The 14,225-nt window shown below is 62.3% G+C and carries 17 protein-coding genes; 5 read left to right on the top strand and 12 right to left on the bottom strand.

Features of this window, described 5'->3' with window-relative positions; all coding sequences use genetic code 11:
- Positions 1–2: 2 nt before the first annotated feature.
- Together tgt and P8Q88_RS14840 are read left to right on the top strand one after the other, a co-directional pair.
- Positions 3–1,127 (top strand): tRNA guanosine(34) transglycosylase Tgt, encoded by a 1,125-nt coding sequence (tgt, locus tag P8Q88_RS14845; protein ID WP_278324638.1) that lies wholly within the window; start codon positions 3–5, stop codon positions 1,125–1,127.
- A gap of 26 nt (positions 1,128–1,153) precedes the next feature.
- Positions 1,154–1,891, top strand: coding sequence for a M50 family metallopeptidase (locus P8Q88_RS14840; RefSeq protein WP_278324637.1), 738 nt, complete (start codon positions 1,154–1,156; stop codon positions 1,889–1,891).
- On the opposite strand, the gene P8Q88_RS14835 is transcribed toward P8Q88_RS14840, so the two are convergent.
- Both P8Q88_RS14835 and rpsD read right to left on the bottom strand, forming a co-directional pair.
- The gene (locus P8Q88_RS14835) at positions 1,888–2,064 is read right to left on the bottom strand and encodes a hypothetical protein (protein ID WP_278324636.1); all 177 of its coding nucleotides are present in this window, start codon (positions 2,062–2,064) and stop codon (positions 1,888–1,890) included. The two genes, P8Q88_RS14840 and P8Q88_RS14835, sit on opposite strands and share 4 nt — an antisense overlap.
- Before the next feature lie 121 nt (positions 2,065–2,185).
- A complete protein-coding gene (gene rpsD, locus P8Q88_RS14830) occupies positions 2,186–2,800 on the bottom strand; it encodes a 30S ribosomal protein S4 (RefSeq protein WP_278324635.1) in 615 nt (204 codons plus the stop codon).
- 208 nt (positions 2,801–3,008) lie between these two features.
- Between rpsD and P8Q88_RS14825 the strand changes: the two genes are divergently transcribed.
- On the top strand, positions 3,009–3,320 hold the full coding sequence (locus P8Q88_RS14825; protein ID WP_278324634.1) for a chorismate mutase: 312 nt from the start codon (positions 3,009–3,011) through the stop codon (positions 3,318–3,320).
- On the opposite strand, the gene P8Q88_RS14820 is transcribed toward P8Q88_RS14825, so the two are convergent.
- The 10 genes from P8Q88_RS14820 to P8Q88_RS14775 are packed head-to-tail and all read right to left on the bottom strand — an operon-like array spanning position 3,310 to position 12,384.
- The gene (locus P8Q88_RS14820) at positions 3,310–4,038 is read right to left on the bottom strand and encodes an RNA methyltransferase (RefSeq protein WP_278324633.1); all 729 of its coding nucleotides are present in this window, start codon (positions 4,036–4,038) and stop codon (positions 3,310–3,312) included. The genes P8Q88_RS14825 and P8Q88_RS14820 overlap by 11 nt on opposite strands.
- Positions 4,025–4,507 carry a transcriptional regulator NrdR gene (nrdR, locus tag P8Q88_RS14815; protein WP_278324632.1) on the bottom strand — a complete coding sequence of 161 codons (483 nt, stop codon included), beginning with the start codon at positions 4,505–4,507 and terminating at the stop codon, positions 4,025–4,027. The genes P8Q88_RS14820 and nrdR overlap by 14 nt, the downstream gene beginning before the upstream one ends.
- Positions 4,508–4,515: 8 nt before the next feature.
- Complete coding sequence (locus tag P8Q88_RS14810; protein WP_278324631.1) at positions 4,516–4,737, bottom strand: hypothetical protein; 222 nt, start codon at positions 4,735–4,737, stop codon at positions 4,516–4,518.
- A gap of 3 nt (positions 4,738–4,740) precedes the next feature.
- Positions 4,741–6,054 (bottom strand): serine hydroxymethyltransferase, encoded by a 1,314-nt coding sequence (glyA, locus tag P8Q88_RS14805; RefSeq protein ID WP_278324630.1) that lies wholly within the window; start codon positions 6,052–6,054, stop codon positions 4,741–4,743.
- Positions 6,055–6,056: 2 nt separating this feature from the next.
- On the bottom strand, positions 6,057–6,494 hold the full coding sequence (locus tag P8Q88_RS14800; protein WP_278324629.1) for an RpiB/LacA/LacB family sugar-phosphate isomerase: 438 nt from the start codon (positions 6,492–6,494) through the stop codon (positions 6,057–6,059).
- A 32-nt stretch (positions 6,495–6,526) separates the two neighbouring features.
- Complete coding sequence (locus P8Q88_RS14795; RefSeq protein WP_278324628.1) at positions 6,527–7,228, bottom strand: class I SAM-dependent methyltransferase; 702 nt, start codon at positions 7,226–7,228, stop codon at positions 6,527–6,529.
- 32 nt (positions 7,229–7,260) lie between these two features.
- Positions 7,261–9,291, bottom strand: a complete 2,031-nt coding sequence (rpoD, locus tag P8Q88_RS14790; RefSeq protein WP_278324627.1) for an RNA polymerase sigma factor RpoD — start codon at positions 9,289–9,291, stop codon at positions 7,261–7,263.
- 52 nt (positions 9,292–9,343) lie between these two features.
- The gene (dnaG, locus tag P8Q88_RS14785) at positions 9,344–11,200 is read right to left on the bottom strand and encodes a DNA primase (RefSeq protein ID WP_278324626.1); all 1,857 of its coding nucleotides are present in this window, start codon (positions 11,198–11,200) and stop codon (positions 9,344–9,346) included.
- A gap of 36 nt (positions 11,201–11,236) precedes the next feature.
- On the bottom strand, positions 11,237–11,935 hold the full coding sequence (locus P8Q88_RS14780; RefSeq protein ID WP_278324625.1) for a hypothetical protein: 699 nt from the start codon (positions 11,933–11,935) through the stop codon (positions 11,237–11,239).
- Positions 11,932–12,384: a GatB/YqeY domain-containing protein gene (locus P8Q88_RS14775; RefSeq protein WP_278324624.1), complete on the bottom strand. Its 453-nt coding sequence runs from the start codon at positions 12,382–12,384 to the stop codon at positions 11,932–11,934. Before P8Q88_RS14775 ends, P8Q88_RS14780 begins: the two co-directional genes overlap by 4 nt.
- A gap of 149 nt (positions 12,385–12,533) precedes the next feature.
- Between P8Q88_RS14775 and carA the strand changes: the two genes are divergently transcribed.
- Positions 12,534–13,709 carry a glutamine-hydrolyzing carbamoyl-phosphate synthase small subunit gene (gene carA, locus P8Q88_RS14770; protein WP_278324623.1) on the top strand — a complete coding sequence of 392 codons (1,176 nt, stop codon included), beginning with the start codon at positions 12,534–12,536 and terminating at the stop codon, positions 13,707–13,709.
- Entirely contained in the window at positions 13,709–14,224 is a 516-nt protein-coding gene (locus tag P8Q88_RS14765; RefSeq protein ID WP_278324622.1) for a hypothetical protein, read from the top strand. The genes carA and P8Q88_RS14765 overlap by 1 nt, the downstream gene beginning before the upstream one ends.
- Position 14,225 lies beyond the last annotated feature (1 nt).

The raw sequence follows: 14,225 nt of genomic DNA, 5'->3' as shown, positions 1-14,225 counted from the left end.
CCATGCCACCGCGCTTCGACTTTACCATTTCAGCGACAGACGGGGCCGCGCGCACCGGACTGATCGCGATGCGACGCGGCGAGATTCGCACGCCCGCCTTCATGCCGGTAGGAACTGCCGCGACCGTAAAGGCCCTGAAACCCGAAACGGTGCGCAAGACCGGCGCGGACATCATTCTGGGCAATACCTATCACCTGATGCTGCGTCCCGGGGCAGAGCGTGTCGCGCGCCTTGGAGGCTTGCACTCATTCATGAACTGGCAGCGGCCGATCCTGACCGACAGCGGCGGGTATCAGGTCATGAGCCTGTCAGACCTCAACAAGCTCACCGAACAGGGTGTCGAATTCCGCAGCCACCTCGATGGCTCGAAGCACATGCTCACGCCCGAACGCAGCATGGAAATCCAGCGGCTGCTCGGCAGCGATATCGTGATGGCCTTCGATGAATGCCCCCGCGCCGATCGCCCGCGCGACGAGATTGCGGCGAGCATGGAAATGAGCATGCGGTGGGCAAAGCGCAGCCGCGACGGCTTCGACAGCGGTGAGGAGCACGCTGCGCGCTCGGCCCTGTTCGGTATCCAGCAGGGCGCGCTGGACGAGCAGCTGCGCAGGATCAGTGCCGAAAAGCTTACCGACATAGGCTTCGATGGATATGCAATCGGCGGGCTTGCTGTGGGCGAGGGGCAGGAGGCCATGTTCGCAACGCTCGATTTCGCGCCGGCTCAATTGCCGCAGGACCGCCCGCGCTATCTGATGGGCGTGGGCAAGCCCGACGATCTGGTCGGCGCAGTCGAGCGCGGTGTCGACATGTTCGACTGCGTCCTGCCGAGCCGTTCAGGGCGAAATGGGCAGGCCTTTACCTGGACCGGTCCGATGAACCTGCGCAATGCGCGCTTCGCCGAGGATCAGGAACCACTCGACAGCCGGTGCACCTGCGATACCTGCAGAAACTATAGCAGGGCATACCTTCACCACCTCGTCCGCTCGAATGAGATCCTCGGCGCCATGCTGATGACCGAGCACAACATCGCCTTCTACCAGCAATTGATGCAGGCCATGCGCGATGCAATCGGCGAAGGGCGCTTTGCTACCTTCGCGGGCGAATTCCGCAGGCATTACTTGCGTTAGGTGGCCTGCCCGATAACACACCTCGGATGGACCAGAACCGACAGTCGCCCGTGGCACCTGCCAAGTTGGGCCTGCCCTATACGGAGGATGAGGTGAAACCCTCCGTCCAGCGCGAACAGAGTTACATCGTCGCGTTTGCGGTCCTGACGATCATCGCGTGGCAGACGCAGATCGGCACGCTGGCGCTGATGCCGTTTACGTTGCTGTCGACCTGGTGGCACGAGATGGCGCATGGCCTCACCGCGATCATGCTGGGCGCCGATTTCGAGCGCCTGGTGATCGAAGCGAATGGGTCGGGTTTCGCACAATATTCTGGCCGGTTGTGGGCACTCGAGAATGCCGCGGTCGCAGCGGCCGGCCTGCTCGGACCGACAATTGCCGGATGCGGCATGATCATCGCCGCCCGCTCGCGCCGGACATCGCGTATTGTCCTGCTGGCGCTCGGTGGCGCCTTGATCGTGACTACGCTGATCTGGGTGCGATCGGTCGTAGGGTGGGTGGTGCTGCCGCTCTTCGGCATTGCGGCGATAGCGATCGCGCTACGCGCCAAAGCCCAGTGGCAGCGCATCGCAGTCGAATTCCTCGGTGTGCAGGGCGCGGTAAGCGTCTATCAGGATATCGGTTATCTGTTCAGCCCGAGCCCGTCCGACACCGGGCGGATTTCCGAAGCATTGCTTTTGCCGTACTGGTTCTGGGGTGGAGCATTAACGCTCGTCATCATGCTGATGATCTGGAAGAGCCTGCGGATCGCTGCGCGCATCTAGGCCGAACGGATAGCTTTTTCCCGCATTTCCAGAACAGTCCCTCGATAGAGTACGAAAGTGCCTGCGGAATCGAGAAATCCTGCACCGATAGCATTGGCGCGCGCCTGCGCATCTCGCAGATTGTCGTACCATTTCCCGCGACGATTGGGGGTGATGAACCGGTATTGTGTCATAGTGATCTGCGAACCTACAGACCGCATTGCAGTTCCAGTCAAACCACTGAAAACACGACGAATTGAAACGAAAAAGGGCGGCCCCGCAGGACCGCCCCTTTCGTGACGATATCGTTGCCTCTTAGCGCGAGTAGAACTCGACCACGAGGTTCGGTTCCATGGTGACCGGATAGGGCACTTCGTCGAGCTTCGGCACGCGGGTGAAAGTCACCTTGTCGGTGCCGTCGGGCGCGACGTAGTCCGGAATTTCACGTTCGGGCAGGCTCTGTGCTTCGATGACCAGCGCCATGTCCTGCGCCTTCTTGCCCAGGCTGACGACGTCGCCAACCTTGACGCGGGCCGAGGCGACGTTGGTCTTCACGCCGTTGAGATAGATGTGGCCGTGGCTCACGATCTGGCGGGCGGCGAAGATGGTCGGGGCGAACTTGGCGCGATAGACGACCATGTCGAGACGCTGTTCGAGCAGACCGATCAGGTTCTGACCGGTGTCGCCCTTCATGGCCGACGCTTCCTTGTAGGTGCGCTTGAACTGCTTCTCGGTCACGTCGCCGTAATAGCCCTTGAGCTTCTGCTTGGCGCGCAGCTGCAGGCCGAAGTCGGACATCTTGCCCTTGCGGCGCTGGCCGTGCTGGCCGGGGCCATAGGATCGCTTGTTGACCGGGGAATTCGGGCGACCCCAGATGTTTTCACCCATCCGGCGGTCGAGTTTGTACTTGGCGCTCTTGCGCTTCGACATAAGTCTTTCCTTCGATTTGCTGAGCCACCCGTCTGGTGACCATCCAACCCGGCATCGCACCGTCGGAACACGAGGTTCCGGCGCGGCCACCGCTTCACCGGGGTGCGGGGCCAATTAGCGAGGCGCGCGAATAGCAGTTTTGCGCCATTCGTCAAGCGTGGCGATCAATACTCGACAAAGAGCACCGGGGAGGGCAGTGGGCCGGTCCATGGACGACACTTTCAAGCTCCCCGAAGACTGCACCGAGATGCGCGAGGTGCGGATCGGGGTCGATACGACCGACCGACAGCTGATGGAGCTGCTGGACCGCCGTTTCGGATACATGCGCGCGGCTGCCCGCATCAAGACCGACCGTAATGTCGTGCGCGACGAAGCGCGCAAGGCGGAGGTGATCGGCAATGCCGTTGCGGATGCTGAAATGCGACAGCTTCCGACACGGAATATCGCCGAAATATGGGACCTTCTGGTCGAAACCTCGATCGCTTACGAGTTAGAGGAATGGGATAGGATCAGGGCTTAGGTTCGCGCTGCAGCGAAGATAGTACGCCGCGCAGCGTGCGCACCTCGAGGTGATTCCAGCCCGGTTTGGTCAGCACCCCACGCAAGGTACGCCGGGTTGCTTCAGCGCGGCTTTCCGGCAGGAAATAGCCCTTTGGTTGCAGCATACGATCAAGATGATCGATCAGACCCTCCAGCTCGTCCTGCGGAGCGGGCGGAAGCAATTCCTCCTGCGTCGGCTGAACGAGCGTTTCATTCTTGGACCATTCGTACGCGCACAGGATCACTGCCTGCGCCAGATTGAGCGAGCCGAAATCGGGATTGATCGGCACGGTCAGGATCGCGCGGGCAAGCGCCACGTCCTCGGTCTCCAGGCCGGAACGTTCCGGACCGAACAGGAAAGCGCTGCGACCGATGTTCCCGGCAACCTCGCGGGCCGCGTCTTCAGGCGTCACTACGGGTTTGGTTACGCCGCGCTTGCGGACGGTGGTCGCGTAAACATGTGCGCAATCGGCCACCGCTTCCGCGGTCGAAGCGAAAACCTGAGCTTGTTCGAGCACAATGTCGGCACCGGCAGCAGCCGGGCCTGCCGATGGGTTGGGCCATCCGTCGCGCGGTTCGACCAGACGCAATTCTGTCAGCCCGAAATTTAGCATTGCGCGAGCCGCCTTGCCGATATTTTCGCCAAGCTGCGGCCGGACGAGCACGACGATCGGCTTGCGCGCCTCAGCCTCGCTCATTCGCGGCGTCCTTCACCGTGCTGGCGAATTCCTCGAAATCGCGTGCCTCGCTGAAGTCGCGATAGACGCTCGCGAAGCGGATATAGGCGACGCTGTCGATCTGGCGCAGCCCGTCCATTACCATCTCGCCGATACGCTGCGAGGGGATTTCGGCCTCGCCGGCGGTTTCGACCTGACGCTGGATTCCCGAAGCCAACTGGTCGATGCGCTCCTGCGGCACGTCGCGCTTGCGGCATGCGAGAGCTATTGATTGTTCCAGCTTGGCGCGGTCGAAGGGTTGGCGACGCGCCTTTTCTCCATTGCCACCGGACTTCACCACTGTGACCTCGCGCAGCTGAACCCGCTCGAACGTGGTGAAACGCGCCCCGCAGCTCGAACACTGGCGGCGGCGACGGATCGAAGTGGAATCCTCGGTCGGACGACTATCCTTCACCTGGCTGTCGTCATGGGCGCAAAATGGGCAGCGCATTCAGAGGCTTACTTCTTGATCCTGTTGTAGAATGCAATCCCTGCGCCCGCAGCGAGGCCGACCGGCCAGGTAATGACCGGCAGGAGGGCTGCGGCGACGACCCCGATGGCCGCGCCCGTCAGCACGGGCTTGGTCGAAGGGTGTGCCATGCCGTCCTTGGCCATTGCCTTGGCTTCCTCGCGAGCCCGCTCGCCAAGGTCGTGGCCACCGTCGTAATTGTCCTGGCTCATCATCTATCTCCCGGGGTAGACGGGGAATTGGTCACACAATTCGCTTACGCGCTTGCGAACGCTTTCTTCCACCTGCGCATCGCCCTCGGGGCCATTTTTCGACAAGCCGTCGACGACCTCCGTTATAAGCTTGCCGATTTGCTCGAATTCCGCGGGCCCGAAGCCGCGCGTGGTCCCCGCAGGTGTGCCCAGACGGACGCCGCTGGTCACGAAGGGGCTGCGCGTATCGAACGGGATGCCGTTCTTGTTGCAGGTCAGCCATGCCCGGTCGAGGCCCGCTTCTGCCGCCTTGCCGGTCACGTCCTTGGCTGTGAGGTCGACCAGCATCGAGTGGTTATCCGTGCCACCGGAAACCACACGCAGCCCGTTCGCCTCGATGCTTTTCGCCAGCGCGCGGGCATTGTCGACGACGCGCTGGGCATAGTCCCTGAAGTCCGGCCGCAGCGCTTCGCCGAAGGCCACTGCCTTGGCCGCGACGACGTGCATCAGCGGACCGCCCTGCATGCCAGGGAACACCGCCATGTTGATCGGCTTGGTGTATTTCTCGTCGTTCCAGAGGATCACGCCGGAGCGCGGACCGCGGAGGCTCTTGTGCGTGGTGGTGGTGACTATATCGGCATGCGGGAAGGGCGAGGGGTGCGCGCCGCCCGCGACGAGGCCGGAGATGTGGCTCATGTCGACCATCAGGTAAGCGCCGACTTCGTCCGCCACCTTGCGAAAGGCTTCCCAGTCCCAGACCCGGGAGTAGGCAGTGCCGCCGGCGATAATCAGCTTGGGCTTGTGCTCCTTGGCGGTCGCCATCACGGCATCCATGTCGATCAGCTCGTCGTCCTGACGCACGCCGTAGCTGACCGGATTGAACCACTTCCCGCTCATATTGACCGGCGAACCGTGAGTCAGGTGGCCACCGGAATTGAGGTCGAGCCCCATGAAGGTGTCGCCCGGCTCCAGCAGGGCAAGGAACACCGCCTGATTCATCTGGCTACCGGAGTTGGGCTGGACGTTTGCATAATTGCAGCCGAACAATTGCTTGGCGCGCTCGATCGCCAGCGTTTCGACCACGTCGGCATAGTCGCATCCGCCATAATAGCGCTTGCCCGGATAGCCTTCGGCATATTTGTTGGTGAACACGCTACCGGTGGCTTCAAGTACCGCGGTCGAGGCGATATTTTCCGACGCGATCAGCTCGATCTTGTCCTGCTGGCGCGCCAGTTCCTTGCGAATGGCGCCGTAAATTTCGGGATCGGCCTCAGCCAGCGTGTCATGCCAGAAGCGATCCATCGGTTCGCGTGCGGTGTCCTTGGGAAGAGTAGCCATGTTCAGAATTCCGGATTTGAGAGCTTGTCGACGCGACGCTGGTGGCGCCCACCGCCGAATTCGATTTCGAGGAAAGCGGTGAGGCAGGCTATCGCCATGTCGCTGCCAATGAGACGCGCGCCCATCGCGATGCAATTCGCATCATTGTGTTCGCGGCAAAGCGCGGCGGAAAGCGGTTCGGACACGAGGGCACAGCGGACTGCAGGATTGCGGTTCACGCTCATCGAGATGCCGATTCCGGATCCGCACAGGGCTACGCCGCGCTCGGCAGTTCCGTCGGCGATGACGCCGGCGAGCTTATAACCGAAATCGGGATAATCGACGCTGTCCGTAGTCTCGGGGCCGAGATCGGCGACCTCGTGGCCCTGCTCGATCAACCAGTCGCGCAAGGTCGCCTTGAGCTCGATGGCGGCGTGGTCGGAGGCTATGGCGATACGCATGGTGGCGACATAGGCGATTGCGCTGGCAGTTTCTACCGCGCTGGGCCGCTTTTTCCTGTGCTGTTGCGGCTGTCCGTCGGAAGTTTGCGAAACGCCATCATCATGCCGCTCCACAAGTAGGGTATCCGCCGCTGTCTGGCCGTTTCACCGGCACCGCGAAATGCCACCGGTTCGAAGCCGTTCTCTTCCAGGAGCTGCGTCAGTGTTCGGCGCGAAAAATGCTTGATATGGCCGCCTTCCCACAGCGCGGTGAGCGAGCGATCCATGCGGTTGGTGACCGCCAGCGCCACATTCTTGAGCCATCCCCAATAGGGCGTCGTTACAATGAGGAGTCCGCCATCGGGCAGCGCCTCGTGCGCGCGGCGCACGAAGGTCAGCGGACTGTAGAGGTGCTCAATGACCTCGACGCAGACTATCGCCGAGATGTCCGGATGGCCGAAGGGCGCGAGGAGATCGTCGTAAAGCGATGCTTGTTCGAACCGTCCGACGCCCAGCGCCCGGGCCGCGCGGATCGCGCTTGCCGAGGCGTCACTGCCGAGGACTTCGTAGCCTGCCTCATGCAGACCTATTGCGAAGTCGCCGCCCCCGCAGCCTGCGTCCAAAACGCGCGATCCGGGCGGTATCTCGCGCAAAGCTTCCAACACCGGCGCAAGATACATTGGGCGGTGGCTGGGATCGGGTTTCTCGTCGTAGTCGGCGTAGGTGTAAACGCCCGCGGCTTCGAGGCTTTTCATCACCCGGCCTCCCCGCCGCTATGGCTTCGCGCTCACTGATCCAGGAACGAGCGCATCTTGCGACTCCGGCTCGGGTGCTTGAGCTTGCGCAGCGCCTTGGCCTCGATCTGACGGATACGTTCGCGCGTCACCGAGAACTGCTGACCGACTTCTTCGAGCGTGTGGTCGGTGTTCATGCCGATGCCGAAGCGCATGCGCAGCACGCGTTCTTCGCGCGGGGTCAGCGAAGCAAGGACGCGGGTGACCGTTTCCTTCAGGTTCGACTGGATCGCCGCATCGACCGGGATGATCGCGTTCGGATCCTGGATGAAATCGCCGAGGTGCGAATCTTCCTCGTCGCCGATCGGCGTTTCGAGGCTGATCGGTTCCTTGGCGATCTTCATCACCTTGCGCACCTTCTCGAGCGGCATGGAGAGCTTCTCCGCCATCTCTTCGGGCGTTGGCTCGCGGCCCTGGTCGTGCAGGAACTGGCGCGAACAGCGGACGAGCTTGTTGATCGTTTCGATCATGTGAACCGGGATGCGGATCGTGCGCGCCTGGTCGGCGATCGAACGGGTGATCGCCTGGCGAATCCACCACGTGGCATAAGTGCTGAACTTGTAGCCGCGACGGTATTCGAACTTGTCGACCGCCTTCATCAGGCCGATGTTGCCCTCCTGGATCAGGTCGAGGAACTGTAGCCCGCGGTTGGTATATTTTTTCGCGATCGAGATCACGAGGCGCAGGTTCGCCTCGACCATTTCCTTCTTGGCGATCCGCGCCTCGCGCTCGCCCTTCTGGACCATGTTCACGATGCGGCGGAATTCCTCCAGCGCCATACCGGTCTGGCTGGCGATGTCGGCGATCTCCGTCCGGATGCGATCGATCGCGTCGGCTTCCTTCTCGGCGAAGGCAGCCCATTTCTTGTCCTTCTTGACCCGCTCGTCCATCCATGTGTCGTCGAGCTCGTTGCCGATATAGGCGTCGAGGAAGTCGACGCGCTTGACCTTGTGCCGTTCCGCAAGGCGCAGCATCTGCCCGCCAAGAGCGGTCAGCCGGCGATTGAAGGCGTAGAGATTGTCAACCAGGAATTCGATCTTGGTCGCATGGAACTGAACGCTTTCGACCTCGGCCGTAAGCTGCTCGCTCAGCGCCTCGTATTTCTTTTCCTTCGCGGCGGTGAAGTTCTCACCGCGGCCCATCACTTCGACCCGCTCCTTCTGAAGCTTCTCGAACTTGCCGAACAGGTCGGTGATGCGGGCGAAACGCTCGATGGCATCCGGCTTTAGCGCGGCTTCCATCTGGGCGAGAGACATGGTGTTGTCCTCGTCGTCGTCATCGTCCTTCTTGGAGGAGCCCTCTTCGCCGTCTTCGTCCTCGGAGTCGGAATCATCGTCCTCGTCCTCGTCGTCATCACGGATTGTCGGGCCGGCGGTTTCCTCGGAGATCTCGCCGTCGTCGTCATCGTCCTCGGCATCGTCGGCGAGCTTGTCGGCCGGCGGCTCCTTGGACAGCATAGCATCGAGATCGAGGATCTCGCGCAGCTGCATCTCCTCGTTATTGAGCGCTTCGGACCACTGGATGATGGCGTGGAAGGTGATCGGGCTCTGGCACAAGCCCATGATCATCATGTCGCGGCCAGCTTCGATGCGCTTGGCGATGGCGATTTCGCCTTCGCGGCTCAGCAACTCGACCGCGCCCATCTCGCGCAGGTACATGCGGACCGGATCGTCGGTTCGTTCACCGGTAGCGGTCTTCTTTGCCGCCGCGGCCGGGGTCTTCTTCGCGTCCTTCTTGCCGGGCTTTTCGTCGACGGAGATCTCCTCGACCTCGTCGGCTTCCTCGGCCGCCGCCTCTGCTTCCTCGTCGCTTTCCACGATCTGGACGCCCATGTCCGACAACGCGGACTGGATATCCTCGATCTGGTCCGAGCTCATTTCGCCCTGCGGCAAGGCATCGTTAAGCTCGTCGTAAGTGACGTAGCCCTTTTTCTTCGCCTTGGTGATGAGCTTCTTGACCGATGCCTCGTTGAGATCGATCAGCGGCGCGTCGTCCTTGTCGGCGGACTTCGACTTGGTGGCCATAAGGTGCGTTAACCCAATCTCTAGCTACGCGCGGAGTGCACTTCCGCGGCAATCATGAATCCGAATCGTCCGGCCCTGCCGCTTTCCTGCGCCCGAACTGCTTCAATCGCTCGTTAAGGGCCAGCAAGCGCTCACGCAATCGGGCCTGTTCGGCAAAGGAGCCTTCCGGGTCGCGATCAAAACGCGCCGTAGCCTCCGCAAGGGCGGACTCCAGCGCAGGTCTTTCGACCAGCAACGACACAGCTTCGGCCAAATCCTCGCGCGCTTCATCCGGGTCGGTGCCTTCATCGAGGAAGGCGAAGTTCGGTTTTGCCGGCAGGGCGGGAAGGCCTCGTTCGAGCGATATGGGCGATCCTCCGGTCAAATCAAGCGTTTCTGCGGTCTCCAGCAACAAATCTATTGCAGGGCCGACATTTTGGTCACTCCGGGCGAAATCGGCCAGCGCATCCTCGTGCCTGGCGATCTGATCGGGAAAGCGCACGAGGCCGGCGATGACGGCGCGCGAAAACATGTCGCGCGATCCTCCCGCCATGGCGCGTTTCAGCTGGTTCGCGACATCCGGAGAGAGTGTGGGGAGGGGGCGTTTCCAGTCCCCCTTCTTCCAATTTGTGCGCGGACCATAATCACGCTGGGGCCGGGGGGGAAAAGCGAAGGTGGAGAAGCGCTCGAGCAGTTCGCGTTTGTAGAGCGAGCGAATATCGGGATGCTGGATCGCTTCGACATGATCGAGCAGGCGCGCCTTCAGGCCGGCCTTGTCCTCGGGAGAGTCCAGCGGAGCAGCGGCCTTCTCAAACTCCCACAACGTGTCGAGCAGGCTCGCGGGTCGTTCAAGCAGGGCTTCAAGGGCCGCGACGCCTTTCTCGCGAATGAGATCGTCCGGGTCCATGCCCGTCGGCAGGCGCACGATGCTCAACGAATGACCCGGGCGCAGCATGGGAAGCGCGCGTCCTATGGCCCGCATAGCCGCGCGCTGTCCGGCATTATCGCCATCGAAGCACAGAATGGGGCGTTCCACCTGACGCCAGAGCAACCCGAGCTGGTTCTCCGTCAGTGCCGTACCAAGCGGGGCCACGGCTTCGCGGATACCCGCATTGGCAAGCGCGATTGCGTCCATATAGCCTTCGACGACAATCATCCGCCCGCTTTGGCGGGCGGCAGGCGCGGCGCGATGGAGGTTGTAAAGCGTGCGGCCCTTGTCGAAGAGCGGGGTATCCGGGCTGTTGAGGTATTTGGGTGCCTTGGGATTGGCCTCCGCATCGAGGATCCGGCCACCGAAGGCGATGACCCGGCCTCGGGTATCGTGGATCGGCAGCATCAAGCGGCCACGAAACCGATCGTAGGGCTCCTTGTCCTCGACAATGATGCGCATGCCGGCATCAAACAGCATGCCCTCGTCGAACTTGCCGAGCGCGCGTTTGAGCGCCTGCCGGTCCTCCGGAGCATAGCCGAAGCCGAACTCGCGGACCGTGGCGTCCGTAAACCCGCGCTTCGCAAGATAGCTGCGTGCAGCCGCACCTTCGCTGCCGCGCAGATTACTTTCGAACCAGTCCTGCGCCGCCGCGGTCACATCGTGCAGGCTGGCGCGCTTCTCTGCGCGCTTGGCAGCCTGCGGATCGGGAGCGGGCAGCTCCATCCCGGCTTCGGCGGCAAGCTCCTTCACCGCCTCCATGAACGGCATGCCGCGCTGGTCGGTCAGCCAGCGGATTGCGTCGCCATGCGCCTCGCAGCCGAAACAGTGGTAGAAGCCCTTCTCGTCATTGACGTAGAAGCTAGGCGTTTTCTCGTTGTGAAACGGGCAGCAGGCCTTGAACTCGCGGCCCGCCTTCAACAGCCGCGTGGTACGACCGATCACTGCGGACAGCGTGGTCCGCGCGCGCAGTTCGTCGAGCCATTGGGGTGACAGGGCCATAGGGCGAGAATCCCTACTACCCGGTCCGCCGAATCGCTAGTTGCCAGCAGCTCCGTCTGCCGGATTTTCCGGTTCGGCAGGAAACGGTCCGGTCGCGCTTGCCTGATCGCCGTCGATCTCCAGCAGGTAGGCATCGGCAGGGCCCGCCGGGGGAAGCGTCGACTGCCACCAGAAGGTGATGGTCGAACCCGGTTGCCAGCCCGATCCGGCAACCACGCGCCAGATGAGGCTGCCATTGTCGATGCTGATCGAGATTGCATCCGGATCGCCGAGCGCGGCTTGCGCCTGGTCCTTCGAATATCCGATCGACTGGTTGAAGCCATGAGCGCGCTGCGTGGTGCGGAACAGGGTCGGGGGCGCTTCCACGACTTCCGGACCCTCGCTTGGCTGCGCGTCGGGTTCCGCCTCATCGGCGTCGGACAAGGTTATCTGATGCACATAGGTATAAACCGTATCGGCGGGCAGCTGGCCCGGCACACACTCGGTCACCTCTTCGGGGCAGGCGACGTAACTGACCATCGTGCCGAGCTGACGTCCGCCTGCGCTGAGCGTCGTCTCCACCTCGGGTCCTTGCGGGCCGACGATTTTCGCGCCCAACGTCGACAGGTCCAGATCGGCGCCGACCAGCAATCGCGGTGCGGCAACGGTCGGGGTGGGGGTGGGCGCAGGCTCCGGCTCGCTCTCGCTACAGGCGGCGAGGGCGAAGGGCAGGGCGAGCAGGGCGAGCCTCTTCACGAAAGCGACTCCTTCACGAGGCCGCTGGCCCGGCTCATGTCGAGCGAGGCGCCGTGGCGGGCTTTCAGCTCGCCCATCACGCGGCCCATGTCCTTCATGCCCTCCGCATTCAGGTCTGACTTGATCTGCGCGATCGCCGCGCGGGTTTCGTCCTCGCTCATCTGCTTGGGCAGGAATTCCTCGATCACAACGAGCTCGGCTTTTTCCTTGTCGGCCAGCTCCTGGCGGCCGCCATCCTCGTACATCGCGATCGATTCGCGGCGCTGTTTGGCCATCTTCATCAACACGTCGGTGACCAGCTCGTCGTCCTCGGGCTTCTTGTCCGAGGTCCGCAGCTCGATGTCCCGATCCTTGATCTTGGCCCCGATCAGGCGCAGCGCGGCGGTGCGCTCCTTGTCCTTCGCCTTCATGGCGGTGACGGTTTCGGTCTGGATCTTCTCGCGGAGCATGGGGCCTCGTAACGCTAAACTGTGGATGGTTGGCGCTTCATGTAGAACAAGCTGGCGCAAAGCCAAGTGTTCCGCTTGACGGGATGCGCAAGCGCGCTTAGCCGGTGGGGCTTAGCGACATCGCCGGAAACCCCTGACTCGGAGAGCCCATGGCCCTGCCCGTATTTTCGCACGCGCAACCCAAAGACGCGACGGGCGTGCTCGTTCTCGCGGACGGCACCTGCATCTGGGGCAAGGGCTTCGGCGCGACCGGCTCTGCCGTGGGCGAGGTGTGCTTCAACACCGCCATGACCGGCTACCAGGAGGTGATGACCGATCCCTCCTACGACAGCCAGATCGTCACCTTCACATTCCCGCATATCGGCAATGTCGGCGCGAACGAAGAGGATGTGGAAAGCCGCGGCCTCGGCGCAGTCGGGCTGGTGGTGCGCCAGGCGGTGACCCCGCATTCCAATTTCCGCGCACAGAACGAATTCGTCGAATGGTGCGTGAGCCATGGCAAGATAGGCCTGTCGGGCGTGGACACTCGCGCGCTGACGCGCCGCATCCGCCTGTCGGGCGCGCCGAACGCAGTGATCGCGCATAGCCCGCGCGGGCAGTTCGATGTGAAGGCGCTGAAGGCCCAGGCAGCGGAATGGAGCGGGCTGGAAGGCCTCGACCTCGTTCCCGGCGTGACGCGCGGCGTGCTGGAGGACTGGCAGGGCGGCTATTGGCAGCTCGGTACCGGCTACGCGAAGGCGGACAATGCGAAGCCGCATGTGGTCGCGATCGATTACGGCGCGAAGGACAATATCTTCCGCAACCTCATGAAAGCGGGCGCGAAGGTGACGGTGGTGCCCGCGCGCACTTCGCTTGACGAGATCATGCGGCTGAAGCCCGATGGCGTGTTTCTCTCCAACGGCCCGGGCGATCCGGCGGCGACGGGCGAGTATGCCGTGCCGGTGATCAAGGGACTGCTGGACGCGGATGTGCCGCTGTTCGGCATCTGCCTCGGCCACCAGATGCTCGGCCTCGCGGCAGGGGCGAAGACCGCCAAGATGTTTCAGGGCCACCGCGGCGCCAACCACCCTGTGCAGCGCGTCGGGGGCGAGTGGGGCGAGAGCGAGGGGCTGGTCGAGATCACCAGCATGAACCACGGCTTCGCGGTCGATGCCGACACGCTGCCGCCCGAGGTTGAGCAGACCCACGTCTCGCTGTTCGACGGCACCAATTGCGGCATTTCGATCAAGGGCAAGAAGGCGTTCGGGGTCCAGTATCACCCGGAAGCGAGCCCCGGCCCGCAGGACAGTTTCTACCTGTTCGAGAAATTTGTGGGAATGCTTTAGTGGCGTCGCTTGCGGACATGGACAGTGCGTGTTTGCTAATTCTCGTTGAGGAAGCTGAAACAACAGGGCGTCCCATCACAGCAAAGCAAGTTGCTGCGAAATTTCATCCTGCGACTACGGACGCACGTGCGAAAATATCACTTAATCACCTTGTATCGCTTGGTCTTGCCAGCTCAAATTTCGATAATTGGAGGGCGTCAGGATATCAGGTGACCCGGGCAGGGCTGGCAACAGCTGAACGCGCATTCGAGCGCGAAGATACGGACGAGCATACAGTTTGGAAGGCTTCTCGCGCAGAATTGAGCGATCTCATTCCGTCACATGCCAAGAGCATAAAAACCTCAGGGAACGACATTCAGACTACGCCACAAGTCGTCGTAAATGTCGAAAACAATCTGAGTTCCCACCCCCAAAAATCAGATAAACCCGAAATAGCTTGGGCTGGTTGGGTTGGCGTTATCGTCGCAATAACCATCGGCGCAATTAGCATCGCGATTATGAAAGATTGGCTCTAGA

This window comes from Qipengyuania marincola, assembly GCF_029688625.1.
GTDB lineage: Bacteria > Pseudomonadota > Alphaproteobacteria > Sphingomonadales > Sphingomonadaceae > Qipengyuania.
Note: the sequence above shows the minus strand (reverse complement) of the source record. Positions and strands in the feature narration are given on the sequence as shown.

What these genes read in the sequence shown, in the direction of transcription:
- tgt (WP_278324638.1), top strand. Translation starts at nt 3, where the DNA reads ATGCCACCGCGCTTCGACTTTACCATTTCAGCGACAGACGGGGCCGCG.
- P8Q88_RS14840 (WP_278324637.1), top strand. Translation starts at nt 1,154, where the DNA reads ATGGACCAGAACCGACAGTCGCCCGTGGCACCTGCCAAGTTGGGCCTG.
- P8Q88_RS14835 (WP_278324636.1), bottom strand. Translation starts at nt 2,064, where the DNA reads ATGACACAATACCGGTTCATCACCCCCAATCGTCGCGGGAAATGGTAC.
- rpsD (WP_278324635.1), bottom strand. Translation starts at nt 2,800, where the DNA reads ATGTCGAAGCGCAAGAGCGCCAAGTACAAACTCGACCGCCGGATGGGT.
- P8Q88_RS14825 (WP_278324634.1), top strand. Translation starts at nt 3,009, where the DNA reads ATGGACGACACTTTCAAGCTCCCCGAAGACTGCACCGAGATGCGCGAG.
- P8Q88_RS14820 (WP_278324633.1), bottom strand. Translation starts at nt 4,038, where the DNA reads ATGAGCGAGGCTGAGGCGCGCAAGCCGATCGTCGTGCTCGTCCGGCCG.
- nrdR (WP_278324632.1), bottom strand. Translation starts at nt 4,507, where the DNA reads ATGCGCTGCCCATTTTGCGCCCATGACGACAGCCAGGTGAAGGATAGT.
- P8Q88_RS14810 (WP_278324631.1), bottom strand. Translation starts at nt 4,737, where the DNA reads ATGAGCCAGGACAATTACGACGGTGGCCACGACCTTGGCGAGCGGGCT.
- glyA (WP_278324630.1), bottom strand. Translation starts at nt 6,054, where the DNA reads ATGGCTACTCTTCCCAAGGACACCGCACGCGAACCGATGGATCGCTTC.
- P8Q88_RS14800 (WP_278324629.1), bottom strand. Translation starts at nt 6,494, where the DNA reads ATGCGTATCGCCATAGCCTCCGACCACGCCGCCATCGAGCTCAAGGCG.
- P8Q88_RS14795 (WP_278324628.1), bottom strand. Translation starts at nt 7,228, where the DNA reads ATGAAAAGCCTCGAAGCCGCGGGCGTTTACACCTACGCCGACTACGAC.
- rpoD (WP_278324627.1), bottom strand. Translation starts at nt 9,291, where the DNA reads ATGGCCACCAAGTCGAAGTCCGCCGACAAGGACGACGCGCCGCTGATC.
- dnaG (WP_278324626.1), bottom strand. Translation starts at nt 11,200, where the DNA reads ATGGCCCTGTCACCCCAATGGCTCGACGAACTGCGCGCGCGGACCACG.
- P8Q88_RS14775 (WP_278324624.1), bottom strand. Translation starts at nt 12,384, where the DNA reads ATGCTCCGCGAGAAGATCCAGACCGAAACCGTCACCGCCATGAAGGCG.
- carA (WP_278324623.1), top strand. Translation starts at nt 12,534, where the DNA reads ATGGCCCTGCCCGTATTTTCGCACGCGCAACCCAAAGACGCGACGGGC.